Below are 24,390 nucleotides of genomic sequence, written 5' to 3'. Positions count from 1 at the left end.
GGAGCAGCGGTCATGACCTTCGACGAGGCCAGCCGTTAGTCTCACGTCGTGGCATCGACAGACGACCGTCCGGCCGAACTCTCGGGTCCGCCCACCACACGTGCTGCGTGGTGGGCGGATCTGCCTGTCGCGCAGCGAGAGCGGTTACACACCGAGCATCCGGAGTGGATCGGCAACAGCGACGGACTCCCGGCCGCGGACCGCGATCTCGCGAATCGCGCGCTACTGCCCACGGTCCGCGACGATCTGGAGAAGCAGAGCCACACATTGGCAGAACGGCTCGCCGACAACCGATTCGGCGGTACGTTCACCTCCGATGATTCGCGCAAGTGGTACGTCGACGCGAAGATCGCCGACATCGGGGCGATCGAACGGGAGCTCCGCCGCTCCGAGCCGGCCCATCCGCGGCTGCTCATCTCCTTCGACATGCACAGCGGTGAGCGCGGACACGCGGCGGTGGCCGTCGGCAATCCCGACTCCGCCGACCACATCGGCGTCACCACCCCAGGTTTGGGAACGACCATTCAACCGTCCCTGACCGGCGATCTGGCCTACCAGGGTATGGGCGGTGAGGGGCGCCTGCTGCGCAAGGAGACCCTGCGCCAGCTGGCCATCGTCGGACGCCCCACCGAGACCGTCGCCGCGATCGCCTGGATCGGTTATGACACACCGAATTTCAAAGGACCGGGCCGCCGCGTGTCCACAGCCCGCGGCGCGCTACATGTCGCCACGTCGAGCAAGGCGCGCGACACCGCACCGATCCTGTCGCGATTCTTCGCCGGCCTCGTCGCGGCGTCGGATCGCCGACCCCACCTGGTTGCCCTGGGCCACTCGTACGGGTCACTGGTCACCGCCGAGGCCCTACGTCTGACCCATGGCCTCATCGACGACGTCATCTTCTACGGCTCTCCCGGCCTCGGCGGCGACCGCGGATTCGACCTCGATTACACGCCGGAGAGCTTCAATCTCGTGTCCGGTGCCGCGTATGTCCTGAAGAACGACGACGACCAGATCGCCGACCTCGGACTGTTCGGCAGCGACCCCGTCGAGAGCCCGTCGCTGATCCGCCTCGCCACCCGCGCCGGCGTCGACCGCACCGGTGTCCGGCGCGTCGGATCGGCCGGTCACGCCACCTACACGCGTGACGTCGAGGGGAAATCGACGATGGCCCAATACAATATGGCCGCCGTGCTCGGGCAGATGCCCGAGCACCTGATCACGGGGTTGTGAGGGCAGAAAACCAGTTCTTCCCCAAGACTTTCGTTCTTCCGCTGGAGATTTCTTGCGGAAGAGTGAAAGTCTTGGGGAAGAGCAGTCACACCTGGGCTAACTGGGGCTAACTGGGCTTGTACCCGCTCACCACGACGTTGTAGAAGAACTTCGGCGGCACCACCTTGCGCAGCACGTTCTCGTCGAGCCAGGTCAGGCGCCTCCACGAACCGAACGCGAAACCGGCCCAGCCCCAACCGAGTTTGCCCGGCGGCACCGCGGCCTCGAAGGTACGAACCGGCCAGCCGAGCATCGCCGCGGCGAACTCCTCTGTCGCGGTCTGCACCGACGACGCTCCCGCCGACCGGGCAATATCCGCCAACTCGTCGGGATCGAAGGTGTGGATGTCGACGACGGCCTCGAGAGCGGCGGCACGCGAGGACTCGTCGAGTTCCTCCTGCGGACGGCGCCACGACTGCAGCGGACCGAGCTTGGTGAGATTCGTCGTCAGATACCAGGTGGCCCGGCTCATCCACCGGGCATAGAAGTCGCCGATGGTCGACGGCTCACCGGCGAAGACGAACCGACCGCCCGGCTTGAGCACCCGCAACACCTCGCGCAATGCCTGCTCGACATCCGGAATGTGGTGCAGTACAGCGTGTCCGACGACGAGGTCGAAGGTGTTGTCGTCGTAGGGGATCTTCTCGGCATCGGCGACCCGGCCGTTGACCTCGAGCCCGAGGTTCTCGGCGTTGCGCAGCGCCACCTTCACCATGCCCGGCGACAGGTCGGTCACCGACCCCTTCTCGGCCACCCCGGACTGCATGAGGTTCAGCAGGAAAAAGCCGGTGCCGCAACCGAGTTCCATCGCCCGCCCATGGGGCAGCTCGCTCGCTGCGCTCCCGGCGGCAGCATCACTCGCCGCCGGCACGGCGTCGAACCGGCCGCGCGCATAGTCGATGCAGCGTTCGTCGAAACTGATCGACCACTTCTCGTCGTAGGTCTCGGCCTCCCAGTCGTGATAGAGCACCTGCGCGAGCTTGGTGTCCGTCAGCGCAGCCGCGACCTCCTCGGCGGTGGCATGCGGGTTGGGCGCCGGATCGACCGGCGACCCGCCACCCGTCTCGTTGTCCGTCTCCGGCTCGTTCTCGGTCGTCGTCATGTGTTCCTCCTCCCTCTCCCGGCTCACTTACCCGTGAACCGGGCCTTCCCCGGGCCGTTCTCCACGAACGACTCCATTCCGATCTTGCGGTCCTCGGTGGCGAAGAGGGCCGCGAACAACTGTTCCTCGATCTTCAGCCCGGTCGCCAAGTCCACTCCCAGCCCCTGGTCGACGGCCTTCTTCCCGGCCGCCAACGCCACCGATGCCGCGTTGGCGAACTGGTCGGCCCACGCCAGGGCCGCGTTGTAGACCTCATCGGGTGCCACGACCTCGTCGACCAGCCCGATCCGCAGCGCCTCGTCGGCGCCGACGAACCGGCCGGTGAAGATCATGTCCTTGGCCTTCGCCGGTCCGACGAGGCGGGCCAGACGCTGCGTACCGCCGCCGCCGGGGATGACACCCAGCAACACCTCGGGCACGCCGAGCTTCGCGTTGTCGCCGGCGATACGACGGTCCGCGCCGAGCGCGACCTCCAGACCGCCACCGAGCGCGTAACCGGTGATCGCGGCGACCGTGGGCTTGGGGATCTCCGAGATCGACCCCAGCGCACTCTGCAGTCGACCGGCGACCTTGGCCATCTCCGGGTAGGTCATGTCGTTCATCTCTTTGATGTCGGCACCCGCGGCGAGCACCTTGGGGCCGCCGTAGACGACGACGGCCTTGATGTCGTCACGGTCGGTGGCCTGTGCGGCCGCGGCGGCCAGCTCGGACTGGACCTGTCGGTTCAGCGCATTCATCGGTGGCCGGTTGAGCAAGATGGTGCCCACACCGGGATGGTCGTCGGAGGTCTCGAGAGTCACGAACTCAGCCATGGTCGAAGGCTACCGTCTGACGATCAGGCCGTTCGAGCCGTCCCTGTGCCGCGGCGGCGTCGGTGAGGTCGGCCATCGTCACCGCACCGCGCACCACCCCGTCGGCGACGAGTTCGGCGGCGAACGCGGTCAGTACACCGGTCGCCCTCGACTGCCTCCGCCCGCGAGCGCCCCGGCTGCGCCCGGTTCGACGATTCTGCGCAACCACCAGCCATTCGTCCGAGCCCAGATGCGGGGCGCGGTCGACCAAGGGCCGCAGGGCAGGGACCCGACCGGCCAGAGCGAGCGCTCCGGTCGCACTCCGACTGCTCAACGCGAGGTGACTACGGACTCGTACACCCCGATCGGCAAGCAGGACGTGGTCGGGGAAGTCCGCACGCAGGTAGCGCCTGCGCCGACCGCCGGGTTCGGCGATCCGGCGGGACTGCCGAAGATTGACGATCCGGCGTCCTTCGGGTGGGTGATGAACCGGGGTACCGAGCAGCCCGGCGGTCCACTCGACCGCGGCCGCACCGTGGTGTTCGCCGGTGCCCAACACGACTCCGAGGTCGACGTCGTCGCCCGGCCCCGTGTCGAGATCGGCGATCAACAGGGTGCTCAGTCCGGGCACGAGGCCCGCACCGGTCACGACTGTGCCCGCCGGCGCCTCCGACATCGTGGTCCCGCCGACGGCCTCGCGCACCGCCCGGCGCAGCGCGTTCAGATACGCCGAGGTCGCCGAGATCTCGACGACGGCCGGAGCACCGCAGCGCGCCAGCGCCGGCGTCTCCACCCCGGATGCGTTGATCACCACGTCGTGTACCTCCGACAGATGCCTCAACGTCCGGAGCCCTTCCGGTGCAGTCAGATCGAGTCGAGTCAGGTCGTTCCCGGCGCACCTGCCGGCTCGCGTCACCGCGTGCCCGCGCGAACGCAGTTCCTCGACCACCACCCGACCGACCGCACCACGGGCACCCATCACCAACGCTCGCATCGCACTCTCCTCATCAAAACCGAGCCTCATCAAAACCGACGCTCATCACCCGACAGAACGATCTCCAAACATCCGTTTGGAGATTGCAGCCTAACCCGGCGACGCGCCACTTCCAACCATTCGTTTGGATTTTTCGGTAGGGTTCGGTCGTGGCCTGGGACACCGAGACGACGCGACGCCGACTACTCGACGCCGGCACCCGTCAGTTCGCGGCACACGGCTTTGCCGGGGCACGCCTCGACGCGATCGGACGCGACGCCGAGGTGAACAAGGAGCGGGTCTACCACTACTTCGGCGACAAGCGCGGACTGTTCACGGCGGTACTGACCCGGGAGTTGGCGAGCCTGCTCGAGGGCGTCGATCTCGAGGGTGATGACGCCGGCCCCGAGGCGATCGGACGTTTCGCGGGAGCACTGTTCGATCGGTGCGCCGAGCGCCCGCACCTACCCCGGCTACTGGCCTACGAGAGTCTCGAACTCGACTCCGCAGTCGGCGTCGATGCGCGAAATCCGCTGTGCGCAAAGAACATCACCGGAATTCAAGACGTAGTGCCCGGCCTGGACCGCGCCGGGGCCGAGCAATTGCTCTTCAGCGTCATCTCCCTCGTCGTCGGCTGGTGGACACTGAGTGCCCTGGTACAGACACTGCCCGTGCGCCCCGACGACGCCGCGAGCAGACGCGCCGCTGTCGTCGCCCATGCCACCGCGATGGCAGACTGCACAACAGGGCGCGACGTCGGCTGACGCACGGCCCGAGAGGAGCGGCGATGGCCCCGGCTGCAGCGAGCGACGCAGGGAAACCGGTGATGCTCGACGTCGGCGACCGGACCATCCGACTGTCGAGCCCCGACCGCGTCTATTTCTCCGAGCGCGGCGAGACCAAATTCGATCTCGCGCAGTACTACCTTTCCGTCGGTGACGGCATCGTGCGGGCCCTGCGCGAGCGTCCGTGCATGCTGCACCGCTTTCCCAAGGGAGTGGACGGAAAGAAGGTGCACCAGAAGCGGATTCCGGCCGGAGCCCCCGACTGGGTGGAGACGACCGAGCTGTGGTTCCCCCGATTCGGGCGCACCGCCGACGAATTGTGCGTCACCGAATTGGGCAGCGTGATCTGGGCGGTGCAGATGTCGACGGTCGAGTTCCACCCGTGGAACTCCCGTCGCGCCGACCCCGAATCGCCGGACGAGTGGCGAATCGACCTCGACCCGATGCCCGACTGCGACTTCGCGCGAATCCGCCGGGTCGCCGGCATCGTCCACGAGGTCCTCGACGAACTCGGCATCCGCGGGTTCCCGAAAACCTCCGGCGGGCGCGGCCTGCACATCTACGTCCGGATCGTCCCGGAATGGGGGTTTGCCCAGGTTCGTCGTGCGGCACTGGCATTCGCGAAAGAGGTCGAGCGGCGCAGTCCCGCGGACGTGACGACCACCTGGTGGCGCAAGGACCGCGACCCGTCGGCGGTGTTCGTCGACTACAACCAGAATACTCGCGACCACACGATGGCCGCGGCGTACTCGGTGCGCGGCAACCCGCGCGCGACGGTGTCGGCGCCGGTGACCTGGGCGGAGATCGCCGACGTCGAACCCGACGACTTCACCATCGCCACGATGCCGGCACGATTCGCCGAACTCGGTGACCTGCACGCCGAGATCGATGACGTCGCCCACCGGATCGATCACCTCCTCGAGTGGGCCGAGCGCGACGACGCCGCGGGCGAGAAGAGCGACGACGCCGACATCGTCGACCTCGACGAGTAGGGACGCCGCAGAGAGTGACGCCACAGAGCGTGACACCGCAGACCGCTCAGAGTCCCACGCGCACACCGATTCCGGCGATGAGCGCCTCCAGCACCCACTCGAAGGTGTCGACCGGTAACGTCGCCATCTCCTCGCTGAGCGCATATTGCAGGGGCTGCTCGTCGGGATCGAGACGCGCGCGTCGCGCCTCGGCGGTGATGCGGTTCTCCCCCGGTACCGGATGCCGGTGCTGTTCTTCGATCACGTATCCGGTCACCAACGCGTTGAGCGCCACCAGCGCTCGCTGGGCATCGAGCGGCGTCATACCCGCGGCGACCAGCACCCGGACCGGTTCTTCGAGTCGGCGCAGGGCATCGTCGTCGAGCAGCGTGGTTCCCGAGACCAACGTGGCCCCGTCACGGTAGGACAGCAGCGTCGTCCGGATGCGATGTCCGCTGGTCCGCAACAACTCTCGCCAGTCGGCGGCGGCCTCGTCGGGGATCGGCTGGTCGAGCAGTCGCCGCAGAATCCGCGTGGCCATCTCGTCGGTCAGCTCGGTCATGTCGCGGACGTGGTAGTAGAGCGCACCGGCGCGCACACCCAATCGGCCGGCCAGTGCCCGCGCCGTGATCCCGTCCAGACCGGTCTCGGCGAGCTGCTCGAAGGCGGCGTCGACGATCGCATCCCGGCTCAGCGGCGTCCGTGCCACAGATCCCCCTTGACTCTTGAACAATGTTCAACCACCCTAACAGAGTCATGTTTTGAACAGTGTTCAAAGGAGGAAGTCATGAAAGCAGCTCTCGTCACCGACCTCACCCGCCCACCGGTGTACGCCGACCTCGACGCTCCTGTCGCCGCCGACGGGTACGTCGAGGTGCAGATGCTCGCCGCCGGGGTGCATCAGATCGTGCGATCCATCGCAGGCGGAGCGCACTACTCCTCGGGAGACGAACTTCCCTTCGTCGTCGGCGTCGACGGGGTGGCCGTACTCGACGGGCATCGCGTCTACACCGGCGGATGTCCCGACCCCTACGGCACCATCGCCGAACGCACGGTGGTGCCGTCGGGATTCGCGGTGCCGATCCCCGATGCGTTGTCGAGCGAGACCGCCGCCGCCGTGGTCAACCCCGCGATGTCGTCATGGATGCCGCTGGTGAAATCCGGTGTCCCCCAAGGAGGCACCGTCGCAGTTCTCGGGGCGACCGGCACCGCCGGCACTCTCGCCGTCCGGATCGCCCTGCATTTGGGCGCCGGTCGCGTCGTCGCGGTTGGTCGCAACGCCGCGGTGTTGGCCCGTCTCGCCGAGGACCCGCGGGTGCAGACGGTGTCGCTACTCGATGATGATCCGGGCGGGCGACTGGCGGCGGCGTTCGCCGAGGGGATCGACGTGGTCCTCGACTACCTCTGGGGTCCGGTCGCCGAGATGGCCCTGGAAGCCCTACGGGCGCACAGCCTCACCGGACGCCACAGCAGCGTGGACTACGTCCAGATCGGGGCACTGGCCGGACGTTCGATCACCCTCGACGCCGCCATCCTGCGCGCGCGCCCGATCTCGATCTGGGGCTCGGGTGGTGGCTCGATCGACCCGCGTCTGTTGTTCGCCGAACTCCCCGCCCTGCTCGATCTCGCCGCCGCCGGTGGGCTCCCGATCGATGTCCGCACCGCGGCGCTCGCCGACGTCGAGAAGGCGTGGAACTCCCCCGAGCCCGGCCGGCTGGTCGTGACGATCGGGACTAGAGGGTGATGTCGGGTGGCAGCTGATCGCCGAGACCGGCGAAATAGTCGTCGGAACGGGTGAAAGCCAAGCCCGACAAGCCCTTTCCGGCGCTCACCACCGGTTCGATCGGCTCGATGGTGCGCTCGGCGTCGAGGAGATCGGCCACGGTCGCGTATCGGGCCACCTCCGTCAACTGTGCCCACGTGGGTGGCAGCAGGAAGTGCTTGCCCGCCGACCACGCGTCGATCGCCTCCTGCGCGTTCGCCCACCGCGTGACGTCGGCCTCGGTGGTCGAGCCGTCCGGTTCCTGACCGGGCGGGACGGCCGCGAGGAAGAACCGGGTGTCGTAGCGGCGCTTCTCGTTGACGGGGGTGATCCAGTGCGCCAGCGGCCGCAGCAGATCGGCGCGCAACGTGAGGCCGTGGGAGCGGAGAAATCCGGCGAACGACAGGGATTTGTCGACGAGGGCGGCGCGGTCGTCACGCAAGGTCGCGGGGTCGGGGAACTCCTCCCCCGACGAGGCGAGCAAAACGCCGCATTCCTCGAACGTCTCGCGGACCGCGGCGCAGACCAGGGCTTGCGCGAGTTCGGTTGTGGTGGAGAACTGTTCGGCCCACCACTGCGGCGCGGGTCCGGTCCAGGCGAGGTCGGCGTCGCTGTCGCGGGGATCGACCCCGCCGCCCGGGAACACCGTCATGCCACCGGCGAACGCCATCTGCTTGACGCGGCGCTGCAGGAACACCTCGATCCCGCCACCACTGTCGTCGCCACCACTGTTCTCGCCGCTGTCGCGCACGAGCACCACGGTCGCCGCGTCACGTAACGGCGCGGCCTGCGGTGCCGACGTCCCTGCCATCGAAGACCTCCAACCCGTCCCGGACGAGGAGTGTGTGCCGGGACACCCGTCGACACTATCGCCGGGCCGCGGCACAACCGCATCCAGGGGCGGCCGACCCCGATCGCCCTAGTCAGCCGGCGGACCGGCGGTGTCCGCCGGCGCGCCGGGACCGACGGGCGAACAACCGTCCGTCGACCTTCGACAAGGTGATCTGCTGGCGGAACGCGGTCGACAGGTTCCTGCTCGTCAACACCTTGTTCAGCAGTCCCTGCGCCACCACCGCCCCCTCCGACAGCAGCATGGCGTGGGTGAATCCGGCGGGGATCTCCTCGACGTGATGGGTGATGAGCACGATCGCCGGCGAATCGGGGTCGGCGGCCAGCGCGGAGAGCCGTCCGACGAGTTCTTCACGCCCGCCGAGGTCGAGTCCGGCGGCCGGTTCGTCGAGCAACAGCAGTTCGGGGTCGGTCATCAGCGCCCGGGCGATGAGGACCCTCTTGCGTTCACCCTCCGACAGGGTGCCGAAGGCACGATCGGCGAGGTGTTCGGCACCCATCGACTCCAGTGATTCGAGCGCCTGTGCCCGATCGACGTCGTCGTAGGTTTCCCGCCACCGGCCGATAACCGAATAGCCGGCGGAGATGACGACGTCGCTGACCACCTCGTCGTCGGGGATGCGGTCGGCCAGTGCCGCACTGGCCACGCCGATCCGCGTGGACAGTTCACGGACCTCGACCTTGCCGAGTTGTTCGGCGAGCACGAAGGCGATACCGGAACTCGGATGCAGTTCGGCTGCGGCCATGCGCAGCAGGGTGGTCTTGCCGGCACCGTTGGGGCCGAGGACGACCCAGCGCTCGTCGAGTTCGACCTGCCAGGTGACCGGACCGACCAGGGACTTCCCGCCGCGAACGACCGCGACGTCGCGGAAATCGATCAACAAGTCGGGGTCGGAGGTGGGCTCGTCGGGCACGGGATCGCTGGCGGTCACGGACTCCATCGTGCCCTACTCACCGCGCCCGTGGGCACCATCCTCGCGAGGCGTGTCCGCCCGGTGCCGGGGTCCGCCGAGGGTGCACCGACCCCGGCGTGACACCGCCGGCACAACCGTGTGCGGGAGGACCAAAGTCGGGATCGGGCAAGGGAATAGCCACGTGCCCGACGACCTTGATCTGAGCATGAGTGTGCCTCTTTCGATCCTCGACCTCGCCCAGGTGGGCACCGGCGAAACCGTCGGCCAATCGTTGGCCGCCTCGACCGACATGGCCATCCGCGCCGAGAAGTGGGGCTACGAACGCATCTGGTACGCCGAACACCACAACATGTCGTCGATCGCGTCGTCGGCGCCCGCGGTGCTGATCTCCCACATCGCGGCGCGCACCTCCACGATCCGGCTCGGCTCGGGTGGGGTGATGTTGCCCAACCACGCGCCGTTGACGATCGCCGAGCAGTTCGGGACCCTCGGCGAGCTCTATCCCGGTCGTATCGATCTCGGGCTGGGCCGCGCGCCCGGCGGTGACCAGAACACGTTTGCAGCCCTGCGCCGTGACATGGCCGCCGCCGATCGTTTCCCGAACGACGTTCTCGAACTGCAGGGGTATCTCACCGGGCATTCGCGTGTGGCCGGGGTGAGCGCGACGCCGGGCAACGGTACCGACGTGCCGCTCTACATCCTCGGCTCGTCGCTCTTCGGCGCGCAACTCGCCGCGGCGCTCGGCCTGCCCTATGGGTTCGCCTCGCATTTCGCGCCCGGTGCCCTGACCCAGGCGGTGCAGATCTACCGGGAGCAGTTCCGGCCGTCGGAGCAGCTCGCCGAGCCGTATGTGATCGCCGGGGCCTGCGTCATCGCCGACGAGGATCCGCAGCGCGCCCGCGACCAACTCCACCAGGCCAAGCGGCATCGGGTCTCCGCGCTGTTCGGCCGTGGCGGACGAAAGTTCACCGACGAGGAAGCCGACGCCATCCTGTCGATGCCGCAGGGACGCCAGATCGACGAGATGCTCACCTACTGCGGTGTCGGCACCCCGGACGAGGTGCGCGAGTATCTCGACTGGTTCGCCGGCCATGCCGACGCCGACGAGGTGATCGTCGCGTCGATCGCCCCCGACCGGCAGGTGTGGCTGCAGACGCTGGAGCACCTGGCGCCGGCGCGGGTCCCGGCGAGCTGAGCGCCGTCAGGCCAGCCGGAAGTCGGCGAAATCGAATCCGGGTACGACGATGCAGCTGACCAGCGCCGCTTCTGTTCCCACGGCACGCGCCCGCTGCCAGTGCCCCGGCGGCACGAGCGCCTGCGGTCGGTGGCCGGCAGCGATGTCGGGTCCGACCACGATCGTCTCGGTGTGCTCGATGCCGGTGGGCCCGACGCCGAGGGGCCCAACGTCGAGGGGCCCAACGCTGAGGGGCCCAACGCTGAGGGGCACAGCACCGTCACCGCCGAGGTCGAGTTCCACCGGTGCACCGCGGTGGAACAGCCACATCTCCGCGCCGCGCACGGTGTGCCAAGCCGATTCCTCGCCGGGCAGCAGCACGAAGTAGATCGCAGTGCCCGCGGCACGGTCACCGTCGTATCCGGGCAGCGACGCGGCGGGCAGCGTCAGCTCACTACGCCACGTCTCGGCATACCAGCCGCCCTCCGGGTGTCGCCCCAGATTCAGCGGTAGCGCCCACTCCGGTAATGCCGCTTGATCTTTCGTCATACGATCACCTCCGCGATCACGGTCACCGAGCCCGGTGCGATCTCGGTGAAACCCGCATCCCGGACGGCCACCGCCTCGCCGGCACGTTCTGCGGCGAGCAGCCGCGTCCAGGTGGATTCGTCGGCGGCGCACACCATCAGCGGACATCCCGCTTCACGCCAGTCGCGGGCGGTGGCCTCGTCGAGCAGTCGCACAGCGAGCATCGCGCCGTGACCCACCTGGGCCGCCGACTTGCCGACCGTCATCTCCAGTCGTGGATCGAGCCACAGGCATACCCCACGCCCGCCGGGCGCCGGTGGCAGTTCACCATCGACCTCGGTGCCACCGATCTGCAATCGGGAGATCCGCTTGTCGACATCGCCGACCCGGCCGGGCACCAGAGCCCGCGCCTGCGCGCCGCCTACGGTGGCGGTGAGGCCCCAGACCTCTTGTGCGGCAACCCACTGCGCACCGCGTGCGCGTCGCGCGATCTTGCGGATGCGCGCATCACACCAGGCGTCCATCGGCGCCGACCACGGACCGTCGCCACCGGACCGGTCATCGAGGCACAGCAGTGCGACCGCACGGGCGGCGGCCACCAGCAACTCGGTGCGATCGGGCGGATCGGCCTTCTCGATGCGCAGCACCATTTGCATGGCGAGCACGTCGGCGGGATCAGGCGGGTCGTCGTGACCGCCGACATAGGCCGTCAGCCGTCGGTGATCGTCCTCGAACGGATCGGGCACGACAGCACCCGAGTCGGTCGACGTGTCGGTCATTCCAGCGGAACCCGGCGCAGCACCCCGTCGGCGGCGTCGGCGGCCTCGATCTCGTCGCGGGTGACGCCGAGGATGAACAGCACCGCGTCGAGGAACGGGTGACTGAGCGCGGCGTCGGCGACCTCACGGAGTGCGGGCTTGGCGTTGAACGCGATACCGAGACCGGCCACCGACAGCATGTCGATGTCGTTGGCGCCGTCGCCCACGGCGATGGTCTGTTCCATCGGCACCCCGACCTGATCGGCGAATGACCGCAACGCCCGGGCCTTGCCCGGCCGGTCGACGATCTCGCCGACGACCCGGCCGGTGAGTGCTCCGTCGACGACCTCGAGGGTGTTGGCCCGCACGAAGTCGAGTTCCAGCTCGTGGGCGAGGCCGTCGATGACCTGCCGGAACCCGCCGGACACCACACCGCAGTGATAGCCCAGGCGGTGGAGCGTGCGAATCGTGGTGCGGGCCCCCGGCGTCAGCTCGAGCGACGCGGCGACGTCGTCGAGCACGCTCGCGTCGAGACCGGCGAGCGCCGCGACCCGCTGATGCAGGGACTGCGCGAAATCCAGTTCACCGCGCATCGCCGCCTCGGTCACCGCCGCGACCTCGGCCTCCCGGCCGGCGTGGGCGGCGAGCATCTCGATGACCTCGCCCTGGATGAGGGTCGAATCCACATCGAAGACGATGAGCCGCTTGGCCCGTCGCGCGAGCCCCCCGCGTTCGACCGCGATGTCGATGCCGTGGCGGGTGGCCACCCCCGCGAGGCCCTTGCGCAGCGCGGCGTCGGCCGCGACGTCGTCGCGTCCGCCCACACTGACCATCAATTCCAGCCCGGTGAGCGGATAGTCGGCCACCCCGCGGATCGAGTCGATGTTGCCGCCCTGCCCGGCGAGTTCGGCCGCCACCGCGGAAAAGGCGCGTGCGGTCACCGGACTGCCGAGCAACACCACGGCGTGTGTCGAGGGCTGATGACCACCGGACTGCCCACCGACCTCGACGTGGACGTCCATCCCGACCGAACTCATCGCCTGCTCGACGACGTCCTGCACCTGCTCGGGGTCGGTGTCGCAGGCGACGAGCACCCCGAGCGTCAGGCGGTCATGGATGACGACCTGTTCGACGTCGAACAGGGAAACCTGTTGTCCGGCAAGTGCACCCATGAGCACCGAGGTGACACCGGGTTTATCGGGTCCGGTGACGGTGATCAGGAGGGTCGCCTTCACGACCGCACCCGGAGCGGTGTGAACCGATCCGGGTGCGGAAGTGGTGTGTGAATCCGGGGAGTCGCCCACCGCGCTGCGCCGCGTCAGTCGGCGGAGGACTCGTGGTCGCCGACGGTGAGCGGGTCACGCCGGGCATGTTCGGCGCTTTCGCTGTCATGCCCGTGACCCGGGCCGACGTGCGCCTCGGCACGCATCCGGTCGATCATGTGCGGATAGTGCAGCTCGAACGCCGGACGCTCCGAACGGATGCGGGGCAGCTCGGTGAAGTTGTGTCGCGGCGGCGGGCAGCTCGTCGCCCATTCGAGGGAGTTACCGAAGCCCCACGGATCGTCGACGGTCACGACCTCGCCGTAGCGGTAGCTCTTGAAGACGTTCCACAGGAACGGCAGCGTCGACAGTCCGAGGATGAACGCGCCGGCCGTGGAGATCTCGTTGAGGGTGGTGAAGCCGTCCGAGGGCAGGTAATCGGCGTAGCGACGCGGCATGCCCTCGTTACCCAGCCAGTGCTGCACCAGGAAGGTGGTGTGGAAGCCGATGAAGGTCAGCCAAAAGTGCCACTTGCCCAGGCGCTCGTCGAGCATGCGTCCGGTCATCTTGGGGAACCAGAAGTAGATGCCGGCGTAGGTCGCGAACACGATGGTGCCGAAGAGCACGTAGTGGAAGTGCGCGACGACGAAGTAGCTGTCGGAGAGGTGGAAGTCCAGCGGCGGGCTGGCGAGCAGCACACCGGTCAGACCACCGAAGAGGAAGGTCACGATGAAGCCGACGGAGAAGAGCATCGGCGTCTCGAACGTCATGTGGCCCTTCCACATGGTGCCTATCCAGTTGAAGAACTTCACACCGGTCGGTACCGCGATCAGGAAGGTCATGAAGGAGAAGAACGGCAGCAGGACCGCGCCGGTGACGTACATGTGGTGTGCCCACACCGCCACCGACAGCGCGGCGATGGCCAGCGTCGCGTACACCAGGCCCGAGTAGCCGAACAGCGGCTTGCGGGAGAAGACCGGGAAGATCTCCGACACGATGCCGAAGAACGGCAGCGCGATGACGTACACCTCGGGGTGACCGAAGAACCAGAACAGGTGCTGCCAGAGGATCACACCACCGTTGGCCGGGTCGTAGAGATGGGCGCCGAACTGACGGTCGACCTCGAGGCCGAGCAAGGCCGCGGTCAGCAGCGGGAAGATCAGCAGGATCAGGATGGTGGTGACCAGGATGTTCCAGGTGAAGATCGGCATCCGGAACATCGTCATACCGGGGGCGCGCAGACACACGACGGTGGTCACCATGTTGACGCCACCGAGGATGGTGCCCAGACCGGAGACGCCGAGGCCCATGATCCACAGGTCGGCGCCGACGCCGGGCGAGTGGATCGCGTCGGTGAGCGGTGTGTAGGCGGTCCAGCCGAAGTCGGCCGCACCGCCCGGGGTGATGAAGCCACCGATGGCGACCGTCGAACCGAACACGAACAGCCAGAAGCCGAAGGCGTTGAGCCGCGGGAAGGCGACGTCGGGGGCACCGATCTGCAGCGGCAGCACGAAGTTGGCGAACCCGATGACGATCGGGGTCGCATACATCAGCAGCATCACCGTGCCGTGCATCGTGAACAGTTGGTTGAACTGCTCGGTCGACAGGAACTGCATACCCGGATGCGCCAACTCCGCACGCATCAGCAGGGCCATCAGACCGCCGATGAGGAAGAACGCGAAACAGGCGACGATGTACATCATGCCGATCAACTTGTGATCGGTCGTGGTGATCAGCTTGTAGATGAACGAACCCTTGGGCTGATGGCGCTCCGGGTACGGACGTACTGGTGCCACTTGCGTGGTGGGCTGGTCTACCGCGGTCACAGATCCTCCTCTTGCCCGACCGGTCGGGATGCGATTTCCGCCGGTCGGCACATGAACAAACCGAGCGCTGGTTACCGATCCTAAACCCTTGCACCCACCCCGGCCGAGTGGGTCCTACGATCCGTCGTACTTGATTTTTCGGGAGCATCATCGGCGCAGGTCAGCTGCGACGCCGGAGCCGACGCGCCGGGCTCGAGGGGCCACCCCGCGACGCCCCGCGGTCCCCCGGCGGCAAGGTCGGGTGGGTGCCGATCGGGCCCTGCTAGGTTGGGCGGGTGCAGGGTGGCGGTGAGGACCGGGTCGAACGCGGATCCGGCGACGGTGTTCGGAGTCGGTCGAGCAGGCGTGGCGTGGTCGCCTCGGCATTGCTGGTGTGCGTCGCAACCGTGGTGCTCGGTGCCTGCTCCGACGATCAGCCGCTGCTGACCACCCCCGACGGCAAGACCATCTCCACCTCGACCACGCGTATCGCCGAGGTCAACGTCGTCTCCGCCGACCGCGACTACTCGCGCACCTGCCTGGCGCCGACCACCGCGTCCGACCCGCGCACCGACCCGGCGCGCATCGTCGTCACCGACCCGGCGCTGCTCGATGATCTCTGCGCCCTCGGCATCGGTGCCAAGGTGACCGCCGTGACCGCTGCCCCCGGCACGATCCCCGCCTACCTCGGACCACAACTGACCTCCGTTCCGGCGATCGGGACCACCCCCGATCCATCGGCGGTGCGCACCGCCGCTCCCGACATCGTGCTCACCACGCCGGCGACCGCTGGATCGGCGCAGGCCTTCGCCGGTACCAAGTCCGCGACGATCACCGACGGCACCTGGCAGGAGCGCTTCCAGGCGGTGGCCGATGCCCTCGGCCGCACCGCCGACGGCACCCGCCTGCTGCAGGAGTTCACCGACGAGGCCACCAGGACCGGCCGACGCATGGACGCCGCCCACAACCAGGTGTCGCTCGTCCGGTTCACCAAGGACTCCGAGATCATCGCCGGCACCGGCACTTTCGCCGGTCAGATCCTGACGATGATCGGCGTGCAGCGCCCCGCCCCGCAGCGCGGCACCGACAGCTTCACCGTCACCGACAAGAACTTCACCGACGCCGACGCCGACCTCATCTACGTGTCGTTCGACGGCGACGGCGGCCTCGATCACGGCAAACAGGTCCTGCTCAGCGATCGCTGGCTGGACATGGGCGCGCCCACCTGGAAGCGCGTCCTCTCGGTCAACGACGAGATCTGGTACAGCGGAACAGGTCTGGCTGCGGCGTGGCTCGTACTCAACGACGTGAAGGATTCCTTGAATGGCAATTCCTGACGGGACCGGTTCGGCGGGCACGACCCCGGACCCGGCGGCCCTCGCCCGGACACTGCTCGATCTGCACGTGCCCGGCAGCCCGGTCGTGCTGCCCACCGTCTGGGATGCGTGGTCGGCGACCCTGGCCGCCGACGCCGGGTTCGCGGCGCTGACCGTCGGCTCCCATCCGGTTGCCGACTCGATCGGTCGCGCCGACCACGAGGGCATGACCTTCGACGAACTGCTGACCCGCGTCCGCCAGATCACCGCAGCGGTGGACCTTCCGGTGTCGGTGGACGTGGAGTCGGGGTACGGCCGGTCTCCGGCCGAACTGATCGACGGGCTGCTCGACGCCGGAGCGGTGGGTCTGAACATCGAGGACACCGTGCACGACGAAGGCGGACGCCTCCGCGCGGCGCACGAGCATGCCGATCTGGTGGGCGCGTTGCGCGCGGCCGCCGACGCCGCCGGTGTCGGGGTGGTCATCAACGCACGCACCGACCTGTTCCTGCGTGCCGACGGCGCCGAGACCGACCGCGTGGCTCGCGCGATCGAACGACTGGTCCTCTGCGCGCAGGCCGGGGCGAGCAGCCTCTACCCCGTCGGCCGTCACACCGACGCGGTGCAGCGCGAGCTGACCTCGTCGTTGCCGTTGCCGGTCAACGCGATAGCCGTGCCTGCCGAGGATTCGCTCACGCACCTGGCCGAGCTCGGCGTCGGACGGATCAGCTTCGGGCCGTTCTGGCAGGCCGATCTGGCCGCACGTTCGAAGGATCTGCTGGCCCGCTGGCAATGAGCGCACGGAGCGGACCGGGCGCGAAATACATGCGCCGACGCCGATGTGTTCGGCCCGTCGTGATCGCAACCCTCGCGCCCCGGGCGTGATGGCGCGCACCGTGGACACATGACTGTCACCGACGAGTACCTCGCCAACAACGCCGAGTACGCCAAGACCTTCTCCGGTCCCCTGCCCCTGCCGCCGAGCCGTCACGTCGCGGTCGTCGCCTGCATGGACGCCCGCCTCGACGTGTATCGGGCGCTGGGCATCAACGAGGGTGAGGCGCATGTCATCCGCAATGCCGGAGGCGTGGTCACCGACGACGAGATCCGGTCGTTGGCCATCAGCCAGCGGCTGCTGGGTACCACCGAGATCATCCTGATCCACCACACCGATTGCGGCATGCTCACATTCACCGACGACGACTTCAAGCGCGACATCCAGAACGAGATCGGTCAGAAGCCGGCGTGGGCCGCCGAGTCCTTCCCCGACGTCGAGGAGGACGTGCGGCAGTCGTTGGCGCGCATCCGCAACAGCCCGTTCGTCACCAAGACCAGTTCGCTGCGCGGATTCGTCTTCGACGTGGCCACCGGCACGCTCAACGAGGTCACCGACTGACGACCCCGGCCTCGTCGCCGAGTACTCAGGGCCAGCCCGGCGCCGACGGGATCGACCCGTCGGCGACCGCGGCGGCCAGTTGCGCGTGATCACGCGCGGTCTGGTCGGCGTAGGCGTGCGCGAACCGCACCACCGATTCCTCGACCTTGTCGGAGGTGCCCAGGTAATCGGCGATCGCGCGGGCGTCTCCGCTGCGCGCATGCGCCCGCGCGAGTACGTGCCCGCACGCGGCGGCGAACTGTGTGAGCGCGCGCGACACGGTCGGGCCGTCCGGAATGACCTTGCCGTCGCGGAACTGCCGGACGTAGAACTCCCAGTCGCCGATCGTCGTCCAACCCAGGAACATGTCCGAGGCACTCTGGATCAGGCGCTGACCGTTGACGACCCGCTGGCCGTGATGGTCGTAGGCGCTGGGCGCGACCACCTTCTCGTACACCGACGGCGCGGCCTGTTTGATCTGGAAGAACAACGGGTCGCCGGTCTCGTGCTCCTCGGCGAGATTCAGGAACACCCGCATCCCGACACTGCCGACCCCGACGACCTGCTGCACGGCGTCGACGAGGTCGAAGCGGCGCAGTAGCGCCGCGACGTTCTCCGGCACCGACGCGTAATACGCGACGATCACGTCGTTGAGGACGTCGGTGTAGTCGGCCAACGCGTGCACGCGATAGGGCGGCGCCTCCTTGATCATCCGGCGCCCGTCGACGAGGTGGGTGAGTTTCTTCGAGGCTCCCCGGCTGGTCCGCTTCTGCGCCCGCTTCTCGATCACGCTGTCCAGTCGCGCCCCGTTCGCCGGGGTGGCGATGTAGCCGGTGAGCTCGTCGACCGAGAACTTCTCGGCCCACACATCGAGGATCGGCCACCCCGAGTAGGTACGCATCCAGGTCCGGTAGCCGCGGAATCCGGCGCGCACCGCCTCGGTGGCGGCCGCGTCGGCGACCTTGTTGTCCCGCGCCAGCACCACCAGGCTCGCCAGGAAGCGCAGCACATCCCATTCGAACGGGCCGGGCAGGGTCTCGTCGAAGTCGCGCAGATCGAAGGCCAGCGTCCGCTCCGGGGTGTTCCACAAACCGAAGTTCAGGACGTGCGCGTCGCCGCAGAGCTGGACGGTGATCCCGGTGTTCGGCCGGGAACCGAGGTCGGCCGCCATCACCGCGGCGGCGCCCCGATAGTAGGTCCACGGCGACGCCGCCATCCGCCCATGGCGGATGGGCACGAGCCGCTGATCGCGCGTCTCGTTCTGCGCGAGGATCGTCTGCAGGGCATCGTGGCCGCGCCGGGACGGGTCCCAATCACCGAGGGCTCGTCGTGACACGATCTTGCGCGCGGCCTTGCCCACCGAGTGTTCCTTGCCGGAATAGACGGTGGGGCCGGAGGCGAGCGCCTCACCGTGGGTCTTCGGGGCATCGTGGGTGGTCATCCCTGAAGTCTCTCGCAGGTCGGCACCACCGGCAGCCGTTTCGCGATCGTGTCGGGGCCGCGAACTACCCTGAAGGCCATGGCATCGACCCTCGCGACGCGTTCCGGCGAGCCGTCGGCTCCGGGTGGGTCGGCGGCCGGATTGCATGCGCTGTGGCGCCCGGGTGTGGGACTGGCGGTCTGGGAGGACGCCACGCACACCGGTGAGCTCCCCGATCCTCTGCGATCACTGTTGGCGGGCAAGCGTTTTCGCCGCCAGATCGACATCATCGACGAGGCCGGCCGCCGCGACTTCGTCGCCACGATGACCCTGGGCACGGCTTCTGCCGTCTCGTTCCTCGATGCCACCCGGTCGCTGCCCGTCACCGGCGACATCGCCTGGTATCGGCATCTCGTCGATGGGGTCCGGCGCTTCGTCGGGGCCGGCTCGGTCGCCCCCACCCTGGTCGACATCGCCGGAGAGACGGTGTTCCGCTGGGCACCGCTACCGACCTCGGCGTGGCGTGCGTGGAGTGCGGTGATCACCGGTGGCGCGCCGGGCGCGCTCGCCGACAACGGCGGCGCCGCCGCTCTGATGGACTTCGCAGCCGAGGTCATCGATCACGAATGCCGTTGCCGGATAGATGCTTCCGCGTCACGACTGGGTGCGGCCGATCCTGCCACGCCGCTGATCGCCGCGCTCGTGGGTGACGGGGCGGTGCCGACGGCCGCCGCCCGCCCGGCGGCGACGTCGGCGTGGGCGGGCTGGGGCACGAGCGCCGCAGCGGAAGAGGCCACCCTGGTCTTCCGGCTGCACGAACCCGACGACCCGGACTCGCCGATCGACGACGTCGGCCCCGACGACGACATCGACCGTGTGCTCACCGATCCCGACCGGTTGCGGTGGCGTCTCGCGGTGTGCCGACGCTCGATCGACGGTCATGTGGCGCCGGTGTTGCCGGGTCGGCTCGACGCCACCGCCCTCGACGAGGTGACCACCGAGCTGGCCGCCGCGGTCCGGGCGTTTCCCGAACTCCACCAAGCGGATCCGGACCGGACGAGTCTGGACTACCTCCTTTCCACCGAGCTCGCCGAACGGCTGTTCATCACCGGCGCCGCCGCGCTGGCCGATGCCGGGTTCCCGGTGTTGTTGCCGCGCACCATCGCCGAGGTTCGGCCGAGTCTGACCATGCGCGCCCGCCCGGTGGTGGGTGGCGGCGCACCGGCGCGCATGGTCGGACTGCGGGAGATCCGGGAGTTCGAGTGGCGTCTGGCACTCGGCGACGGCCCGGATGCGATCACGCTGGGCGAAGCCGATCTCGACGAGTTGTCCAGGCAGAAAGGCGATCTCGTCCGCATCCGCGGCGTGTGGGTGCGCGCGGAGGGCGCCCGGTTGAGCCGGGCGGCCGCCTATGTGAAATCCCAGCGCGCGCTGGCCGGATCGGGCGCCGCACCCGACATGGGCGAGTTGCTCGGGCTTCTCGCCGGTGACTCCGAGACCCTGCCGGTTCCGGTGAGCGCGGTACGCGGATTGGACTGGCTCGACGAGATCGCCGAGACCGGAGCCCTGCGCCCACAACCGATCCCACCGCCCGAACTGTTGGCGGCCTCGCTGCGCCCGTATCAGCAGCGCGGCCTGGAGTGGTTGGCGCATCTGGCGCACCGCGGGATCGGTGGCGTCCTCGCCGACGACATGGGGCTGGGCAAGACGGTGCAGGTGATCGCGTTGCTCGCCCACGAAGCACACACCGCGGCCGCCCACACCCCCACACTGATCGTGTGCCCAATGTCGTTGGTGGGCAACTGGTCTGCCGAACTGGCCCGGTTCGCGCCGAGCATGCCGGTCGCGGTCCACCACGGCCCCGATCGCGCGAGAGGCGCCGCGTTCGCGGCGATCCACGGCAGCGCCGAGGTGGTGCTGACGACATTCGCGATCGCCACCCGGGACCGCGAGTTGCTGGCGGCGCACCCCTGGCGGCATCTCGTCGTCGACGAGGCCCAGCACGTCAAGAACGTGAGAACCGCAGCGGCCAAAGCACTCCGGGCGATTCCGGCCGATCACCGGATCGCACTGACCGGAACCCCCGTCGAGAATCGGCTGGAGGACTTACGCGCGGTGATCGACCTGGTCAATCCCGGTCTGCTGGGGTCAGCATCGACCTTCCGCAATCGCTTCGCCGAGCCGATCGAACGCGACCGCGATCCCGACGCGCTCGCCCGCCTGGCCGCACTGACCCGCCCATTCATCCTCCGGCGCGAGAAGACCGACCCGTCGATCATCACCGACCTGCCGGAGAAGACCGAGTTCACCGTGCGCGCCAACCTCACCGTCGAGCAGGCTGCGCTGTATCGCGCGGTCATCGACGACCTGATGGAGGCACTGCAGGACAAACAGCAGCGCGCGTTGCGCCGGCGAACGGTGTTGGCGGCGTTGACGCGCCTCAAGCAGATCTGCAATCACCCGGCGCACTATCTGGCCGACGGCACACCACTGGTCCGGCGGGGCGTCCACCGGTCGGGGAAGCTCGAACTGCTCGACGACATCGCGACGACACTGGTCGCCGAGGGCGATCAGGCCCTGCTGTTCACCCAGTTCGCGGCCTTCGGCGAGTTACTGTCGGCGTGGCTCACCGAGTTGTTGGGAACCGAGATCCCGCTGCTGCACGGAGGTCTGGCACGCGGCGACCGTGACCGGCTCGTCGACCGGTTCCAGCACGGCGACACCGGGACCCGACCGCCGATCTTGATCGCCACCCTCAAGGCCGGCGGCACCGGCCTGAACCTGACCGCCGCCAATCACGTGGTGCACGTGGACCGTTGGTGGAATCCGGCCGTCGAGGACCAGGCGACCGATCGTGCATACCGGATCGGGCAGCGGCAACGCGTGCACGTGCGACGCTTCGTGTGCGTCGGCACGCTCGAGGAACGCGTCGACGACCTCATCGCGAAGAAGCGCGAACTGTCGCGGTTGACAGTGTCGGCGGGCGAGAACTGGATGGGCGACCTCGGCAACGACGAACTCTTCGAACTGTTCCGGTTGCGCGAGGACGCGGTGAGCGAATGAGCGGCGCCCAGATGAGTGCACGCCGATGAGTGCACGGCGTGGCACGGTTCCGGTGCGCGGATATGCGCTGACTCCGTGGTCGCGGGCGTTGGTCGACGTGACCGAAGGCCGATTCGCCGGCGACGGCACCGACGCGGCAGTCGACAGCCGAAAGATCACCAAGGCCCGCAGGTACTTTCGCGATCGACACGTGCATCGGTTGACGATCGGCGCGGGGCGGGTCACCTCGTCGGTGGACGGCAGTCAGCTCGAACCGTTCGAGGTGACGATCGAGATCCGCACCGTCGACACCGCGACGGTGGCGACGTTGCTGCGTGCCGCCGACGGCGTGACCGAGGTGATGTCGCTCGCGCGTGGCGAGCAACCGCGAACCGTCGGTGAACTGGTGTTGCCCACCGAGAGCGCCGATATCGTCGGCGACTGCACGTGCCCCGACGACTCCGGGCGCTGCATCCACGTCCTGTCGACGATGTACGAGGTGGCCGTAGAAATCGACCGAACCCCCACCACCCTGTTGATCGTGATGGGGACATCGCTGCCGGAATTGCTCGACGCGATCGAGGAACTCGCACCCGCCCGAGACTCCACCCCGCAGCGTGAGGGATCGCGGATCGACGACGAGAACGCCTCCGCGCCACCGCGAATCGATTTCTACGGCACCGGCGCGACCGCTCCCCCACTCCCGTCGCCGCCGCGGATGAATCCCCTGACCGACCTCGACGGCACCGCGCTGCGCACGGCATTGCGGGCCTCTGGGGTCGCCCCCGGCGACATCGCCGAAGCCGTCGACGAGTTGGGCGATCTCTACGACCGGATCGTCGAACCCTGAGGGCGGTCTCACACCAATCCCGCGAGCTTGTAGGCGACGAGCGACCCGGACACCGCGACGTTCAGGCTCGCTCCGCGTCCCACCATCGGTATCTCGACGACGTCGTCGAGCACATCGAGGACGGACTCGGGGATACCCGTGCGTTCGTGCCCGAGCACCACCACGGTACGTCGCCCTGCGATCGGTAGGTCGGCCAGACGCGTTGCGCCCTCGGCCAATTCGACGCCGATGAGGTGAGCGCCGGCATCGCGCTCACGCTCGAGCCACCGGACCGGGTTGCCGGTGCGATGGATACATGAGCGGCCCGGAACGGTGTTGCCCCGTCGCAGGGCCGGACCCACCCAGTCGTGCGGTGGCACCGCCATACAGGCGCCCACCGCATCACAGGTGCGCAGCAGGGTGCCCAGGTTGGCTCCGTGCTGGGCCCACAGAGGCGCCAAAATGAGGTGGCCCCAACAGGAATGGGAGCGGGATCGTCGGGAACGTCGGAGTTCGTCCGCCCTGCGGACGCGAACGCCGGCCATCAACTCAGGTGAGGCGCAGCGCCCCTTTCGGTGATCGACATGGCGACCATGCTAGCCGATACCGCGACGACCGCGACTGCGCGATCAGTGGCACCGGCCCAGATCGGGACAGTTGTGTCCCAGATCTCACGCTAAAGGTGACCGTTCGCCCGGCCACTCGGATCCGCCCACGCGGCGACACGTGTGGCGCGTCCGTTGACGACCTGCCAGCTGTCGAGAGATTGAGATGTACTCGAGCTCCAGTCCTCGTCCTCATTTCGCGATGACCGACTCCAGGTAGGCAACCATCGCACGCTTTGCCTCCACGATGAGGTCGGGATCGCCATCACTCCGGTGCCGAAAAGCAAAGCGCAGCAGGTAATCCAAGATCTCGATCGCGACCGCGCCGTGCATGACCTCCAGTTTTCGTCCCGCAGCGGGATCCACTCGGCGCATGGATTCCACCAGCATGGTCCCGATGTAGAGGTTTCCGCGCTCATCCGCAGCGACGGCCACCGGCGAGAGATGGCCGTTGAGCCAGAGCTCTCGAACCGACGGCGTCCGGTAGTACTCGGAGTAGACATCGATCGTGTGTTCTACGAGTTCACGCCAATCCGCATAGTCGCCCGCGGCGAACTCGTCTGCCATTTCCGTGGATCGCTCGATGTAGCCGAGCGCAACGGTCTCCATCGCCATTTCGGGGCTCGTGAAGTAGGAGTAGAAGGCGCCGCGACTGACTCCGGAAGCAGCCAGCAGCGGTTGAGGGGACTCGACAGCCTTCTCATAACCCACCGATGCCAAGAGCTCCTCTGCGGCGTCAAGGATGCGCTGGACCTTCTCTCGACTACGCCGCTGCGTCGGCAGTCGACGCATGGTTTCCGCCATGAATCAGACTCTAGTCGAATTTACCGACGCGTTACCGATGGGCACATCTCAGAAAC

Annotated in this window: 23 protein-coding genes; 10 read left to right on the top strand and 13 right to left on the bottom strand. The window is 68.2% G+C overall.

Annotated features, from left to right (window positions below; all coding sequences use genetic code 11):
• The first annotated feature begins 48 nt into the window (after positions 1-48).
• Entirely contained in the window at positions 49-1,230 is a 1,182-nt protein-coding gene (locus tag QNM97_RS07345) for an alpha/beta hydrolase (protein ID WP_283822197.1), read from the top strand.
• A gap of 106 nt (positions 1,231-1,336) precedes the next feature.
• On the opposite strand, the gene QNM97_RS07340 is transcribed toward QNM97_RS07345, so the two are convergent.
• From QNM97_RS07340 to QNM97_RS07330, 3 genes are read right to left on the bottom strand one after another with little or no spacing between them, the layout of a single operon-like run.
• Positions 1,337-2,371, bottom strand: coding sequence for a class I SAM-dependent methyltransferase (locus QNM97_RS07340; RefSeq protein WP_283822196.1), 1,035 nt, complete (start codon positions 2,369-2,371; stop codon positions 1,337-1,339).
• 23 nt (positions 2,372-2,394) lie between these two features.
• A complete protein-coding gene (locus QNM97_RS07335; RefSeq protein ID WP_208791829.1) occupies positions 2,395-3,183 on the bottom strand; it encodes an enoyl-CoA hydratase/isomerase family protein in 789 nt (262 codons plus the stop codon).
• Positions 3,176-4,156, bottom strand: coding sequence for a Rossmann-fold NAD(P)-binding domain-containing protein (locus QNM97_RS07330; protein WP_283822195.1), 981 nt, complete (start codon positions 4,154-4,156; stop codon positions 3,176-3,178). Before QNM97_RS07330 ends, QNM97_RS07335 begins: the two co-directional genes overlap by 8 nt.
• 149 nt (positions 4,157-4,305) lie before the next feature.
• On the opposite strand from QNM97_RS07330, the gene QNM97_RS07325 reads away from it, so the two are divergent.
• On the top strand, positions 4,306-4,899 hold the full coding sequence (locus tag QNM97_RS07325; protein ID WP_283822194.1) for a TetR/AcrR family transcriptional regulator: 594 nt from the start codon (positions 4,306-4,308) through the stop codon (positions 4,897-4,899).
• Positions 4,900-4,922: 23 nt separating this feature from the next.
• Entirely contained in the window at positions 4,923-5,912 is a 990-nt protein-coding gene (gene ligD, locus QNM97_RS07320) for a non-homologous end-joining DNA ligase (RefSeq protein WP_283822193.1), read from the top strand.
• A gap of 46 nt (positions 5,913-5,958) precedes the next feature.
• Here the strand turns inward: ligD and QNM97_RS07315 are convergent, their stop codons facing one another.
• Complete coding sequence (locus QNM97_RS07315; protein ID WP_283822192.1) at positions 5,959-6,600, bottom strand: TetR/AcrR family transcriptional regulator C-terminal domain-containing protein; 642 nt, start codon at positions 6,598-6,600, stop codon at positions 5,959-5,961.
• 78 nt (positions 6,601-6,678) lie between these two features.
• On the opposite strand from QNM97_RS07315, the gene QNM97_RS07310 reads away from it, so the two are divergent.
• Positions 6,679-7,635 (top strand): quinone oxidoreductase family protein, encoded by a 957-nt coding sequence (locus QNM97_RS07310; protein ID WP_283822191.1) that lies wholly within the window; start codon positions 6,679-6,681, stop codon positions 7,633-7,635.
• Here QNM97_RS07310 and QNM97_RS07305 read toward each other — a convergent pair.
• Both QNM97_RS07305 and QNM97_RS07300 read right to left on the bottom strand, forming a co-directional pair.
• A complete protein-coding gene (locus tag QNM97_RS07305) occupies positions 7,625-8,464 on the bottom strand; it encodes an NUDIX hydrolase (protein WP_283822190.1) in 840 nt (279 codons plus the stop codon). The genes QNM97_RS07310 and QNM97_RS07305 overlap by 11 nt on opposite strands.
• 112 nt (positions 8,465-8,576) lie before the next feature.
• Complete coding sequence (locus QNM97_RS07300) at positions 8,577-9,443, bottom strand: ABC transporter ATP-binding protein (RefSeq protein WP_283822189.1); 867 nt, start codon at positions 9,441-9,443, stop codon at positions 8,577-8,579.
• Between the two features lie 178 nt (positions 9,444-9,621).
• Between QNM97_RS07300 and QNM97_RS07295 the strand changes: the two genes are divergently transcribed.
• Positions 9,622-10,611: an LLM class flavin-dependent oxidoreductase gene (locus tag QNM97_RS07295; RefSeq protein ID WP_208791837.1), complete on the top strand. Its 990-nt coding sequence runs from the start codon at positions 9,622-9,624 to the stop codon at positions 10,609-10,611.
• 6 nt (positions 10,612-10,617) lie between these two features.
• On the opposite strand, the gene QNM97_RS07290 is transcribed toward QNM97_RS07295, so the two are convergent.
• The 4 genes from QNM97_RS07290 to ctaD form a co-directional block, all read right to left on the bottom strand.
• Entirely contained in the window at positions 10,618-11,139 is a 522-nt protein-coding gene (locus QNM97_RS07290) for a cupin domain-containing protein (protein ID WP_283822188.1), read from the bottom strand.
• Positions 11,136-11,897 (bottom strand): peptidyl-tRNA hydrolase, encoded by a 762-nt coding sequence (locus QNM97_RS07285; protein WP_208791839.1) that lies wholly within the window; start codon positions 11,895-11,897, stop codon positions 11,136-11,138. Before QNM97_RS07285 ends, QNM97_RS07290 begins: the two co-directional genes overlap by 4 nt.
• On the bottom strand, positions 11,894-13,111 hold the full coding sequence (gene serB, locus QNM97_RS07280; protein ID WP_283822187.1) for a phosphoserine phosphatase SerB: 1,218 nt from the start codon (positions 13,109-13,111) through the stop codon (positions 11,894-11,896). Before serB ends, QNM97_RS07285 begins: the two co-directional genes overlap by 4 nt.
• A gap of 83 nt (positions 13,112-13,194) precedes the next feature.
• The gene (ctaD, locus tag QNM97_RS07275; RefSeq protein ID WP_079930316.1) at positions 13,195-14,964 is read right to left on the bottom strand and encodes an aa3-type cytochrome oxidase subunit I; all 1,770 of its coding nucleotides are present in this window, start codon (positions 14,962-14,964) and stop codon (positions 13,195-13,197) included.
• Positions 14,965-15,239: 275 nt separating this feature from the next.
• Between ctaD and QNM97_RS07270 the strand changes: the two genes are divergently transcribed.
• From QNM97_RS07270 to QNM97_RS07260, 3 genes are all read left to right on the top strand, one after another.
• The gene (locus QNM97_RS07270) at positions 15,240-16,280 is read left to right on the top strand and encodes an ABC transporter substrate-binding protein (RefSeq protein WP_502875000.1); all 1,041 of its coding nucleotides are present in this window, start codon (positions 15,240-15,242) and stop codon (positions 16,278-16,280) included.
• The gene (locus QNM97_RS07265; RefSeq protein ID WP_283822185.1) at positions 16,267-17,055 is read left to right on the top strand and encodes an isocitrate lyase/PEP mutase family protein; all 789 of its coding nucleotides are present in this window, start codon (positions 16,267-16,269) and stop codon (positions 17,053-17,055) included. The genes QNM97_RS07270 and QNM97_RS07265 overlap by 14 nt, the downstream gene beginning before the upstream one ends.
• A 108-nt stretch (positions 17,056-17,163) precedes the next feature.
• Positions 17,164-17,655, top strand: a complete 492-nt coding sequence (locus QNM97_RS07260; protein ID WP_283822184.1) for a beta-class carbonic anhydrase — start codon at positions 17,164-17,166, stop codon at positions 17,653-17,655.
• Between the two features lie 25 nt (positions 17,656-17,680).
• Here QNM97_RS07260 and QNM97_RS07255 read toward each other — a convergent pair whose 3' ends face one another.
• Positions 17,681-19,075 carry a DUF2252 domain-containing protein gene (locus QNM97_RS07255; protein ID WP_283822183.1) on the bottom strand — a complete coding sequence of 465 codons (1,395 nt, stop codon included), beginning with the start codon at positions 19,073-19,075 and terminating at the stop codon, positions 17,681-17,683.
• Positions 19,076-19,153: 78 nt separating this feature from the next.
• Here QNM97_RS07255 and QNM97_RS07250 point away from each other — a divergent pair, with 78 nt between their 5' ends.
• Together QNM97_RS07250 and QNM97_RS07245 are read left to right on the top strand one after the other, a co-directional pair.
• The gene (locus QNM97_RS07250; protein ID WP_283822182.1) at positions 19,154-22,117 is read left to right on the top strand and encodes a DEAD/DEAH box helicase; all 2,964 of its coding nucleotides are present in this window, start codon (positions 19,154-19,156) and stop codon (positions 22,115-22,117) included.
• 25 nt (positions 22,118-22,142) lie between these two features.
• Entirely contained in the window at positions 22,143-22,946 is an 804-nt protein-coding gene (locus QNM97_RS07245; protein WP_283822181.1) for a hypothetical protein, read from the top strand.
• Between the two features lie 8 nt (positions 22,947-22,954).
• On the opposite strand, the gene QNM97_RS07240 is transcribed toward QNM97_RS07245, so the two are convergent.
• Positions 22,955-23,311, bottom strand: coding sequence for a TrmH family RNA methyltransferase (locus QNM97_RS07240; RefSeq protein ID WP_283822180.1), 357 nt, complete (start codon positions 23,309-23,311; stop codon positions 22,955-22,957).
• 411 nt (positions 23,312-23,722) lie between these two features.
• Entirely contained in the window at positions 23,723-24,334 is a 612-nt protein-coding gene (locus QNM97_RS07235; RefSeq protein WP_283822179.1) for a TetR/AcrR family transcriptional regulator, read from the bottom strand.
• Positions 24,335-24,390 lie beyond the last annotated feature (56 nt).

This window comes from Gordonia sp. L191, from assembly GCF_030077625.1.
Lineage (GTDB): Bacteria > Actinomycetota > Actinomycetes > Mycobacteriales > Mycobacteriaceae > Gordonia > Gordonia polyisoprenivorans_A.
The sequence above is the reverse complement of the archived record's forward strand: the minus strand, read 5'-3'. Positions and strand labels throughout refer to the sequence as shown.

What these genes read in the sequence shown, in the direction of transcription:
- QNM97_RS07340 (WP_283822196.1), bottom strand. Translation starts at nt 2,371, where the DNA reads ATGACGACGACCGAGAACGAGCCGGAGACGGACAACGAGACGGGTGGC.
- QNM97_RS07335 (WP_208791829.1), bottom strand. Translation starts at nt 3,183, where the DNA reads ATGGCTGAGTTCGTGACTCTCGAGACCTCCGACGACCATCCCGGTGTG.
- QNM97_RS07330 (WP_283822195.1), bottom strand. Translation starts at nt 4,156, where the DNA reads ATGCGAGCGTTGGTGATGGGTGCCCGTGGTGCGGTCGGTCGGGTGGTG.
- ligD (WP_283822193.1), top strand. Translation starts at nt 4,923, where the DNA reads ATGGCCCCGGCTGCAGCGAGCGACGCAGGGAAACCGGTGATGCTCGAC.
- QNM97_RS07310 (WP_283822191.1), top strand. Translation starts at nt 6,679, where the DNA reads ATGAAAGCAGCTCTCGTCACCGACCTCACCCGCCCACCGGTGTACGCC.
- QNM97_RS07305 (WP_283822190.1), bottom strand. Translation starts at nt 8,464, where the DNA reads ATGGCAGGGACGTCGGCACCGCAGGCCGCGCCGTTACGTGACGCGGCG.
- QNM97_RS07300 (WP_283822189.1), bottom strand. Translation starts at nt 9,443, where the DNA reads ATGGAGTCCGTGACCGCCAGCGATCCCGTGCCCGACGAGCCCACCTCC.
- QNM97_RS07295 (WP_208791837.1), top strand. Translation starts at nt 9,622, where the DNA reads ATGAGTGTGCCTCTTTCGATCCTCGACCTCGCCCAGGTGGGCACCGGC.
- QNM97_RS07290 (WP_283822188.1), bottom strand. Translation starts at nt 11,139, where the DNA reads ATGACGAAAGATCAAGCGGCATTACCGGAGTGGGCGCTACCGCTGAAT.
- QNM97_RS07285 (WP_208791839.1), bottom strand. Translation starts at nt 11,897, where the DNA reads ATGACCGACACGTCGACCGACTCGGGTGCTGTCGTGCCCGATCCGTTC.
- QNM97_RS07265 (WP_283822185.1), top strand. Translation starts at nt 16,267, where the DNA reads ATGGCAATTCCTGACGGGACCGGTTCGGCGGGCACGACCCCGGACCCG.
- QNM97_RS07260 (WP_283822184.1), top strand. Translation starts at nt 17,164, where the DNA reads ATGACTGTCACCGACGAGTACCTCGCCAACAACGCCGAGTACGCCAAG.
- QNM97_RS07255 (WP_283822183.1), bottom strand. Translation starts at nt 19,075, where the DNA reads ATGACCACCCACGATGCCCCGAAGACCCACGGTGAGGCGCTCGCCTCC.
- QNM97_RS07250 (WP_283822182.1), top strand. Translation starts at nt 19,154, where the DNA reads ATGGCATCGACCCTCGCGACGCGTTCCGGCGAGCCGTCGGCTCCGGGT.
- QNM97_RS07245 (WP_283822181.1), top strand. Translation starts at nt 22,143, where the DNA reads ATGAGTGCACGGCGTGGCACGGTTCCGGTGCGCGGATATGCGCTGACT.
- QNM97_RS07240 (WP_283822180.1), bottom strand. Translation starts at nt 23,311, where the DNA reads ATGGCGGTGCCACCGCACGACTGGGTGGGTCCGGCCCTGCGACGGGGC.
- QNM97_RS07235 (WP_283822179.1), bottom strand. Translation starts at nt 24,334, where the DNA reads ATGGCGGAAACCATGCGTCGACTGCCGACGCAGCGGCGTAGTCGAGAG.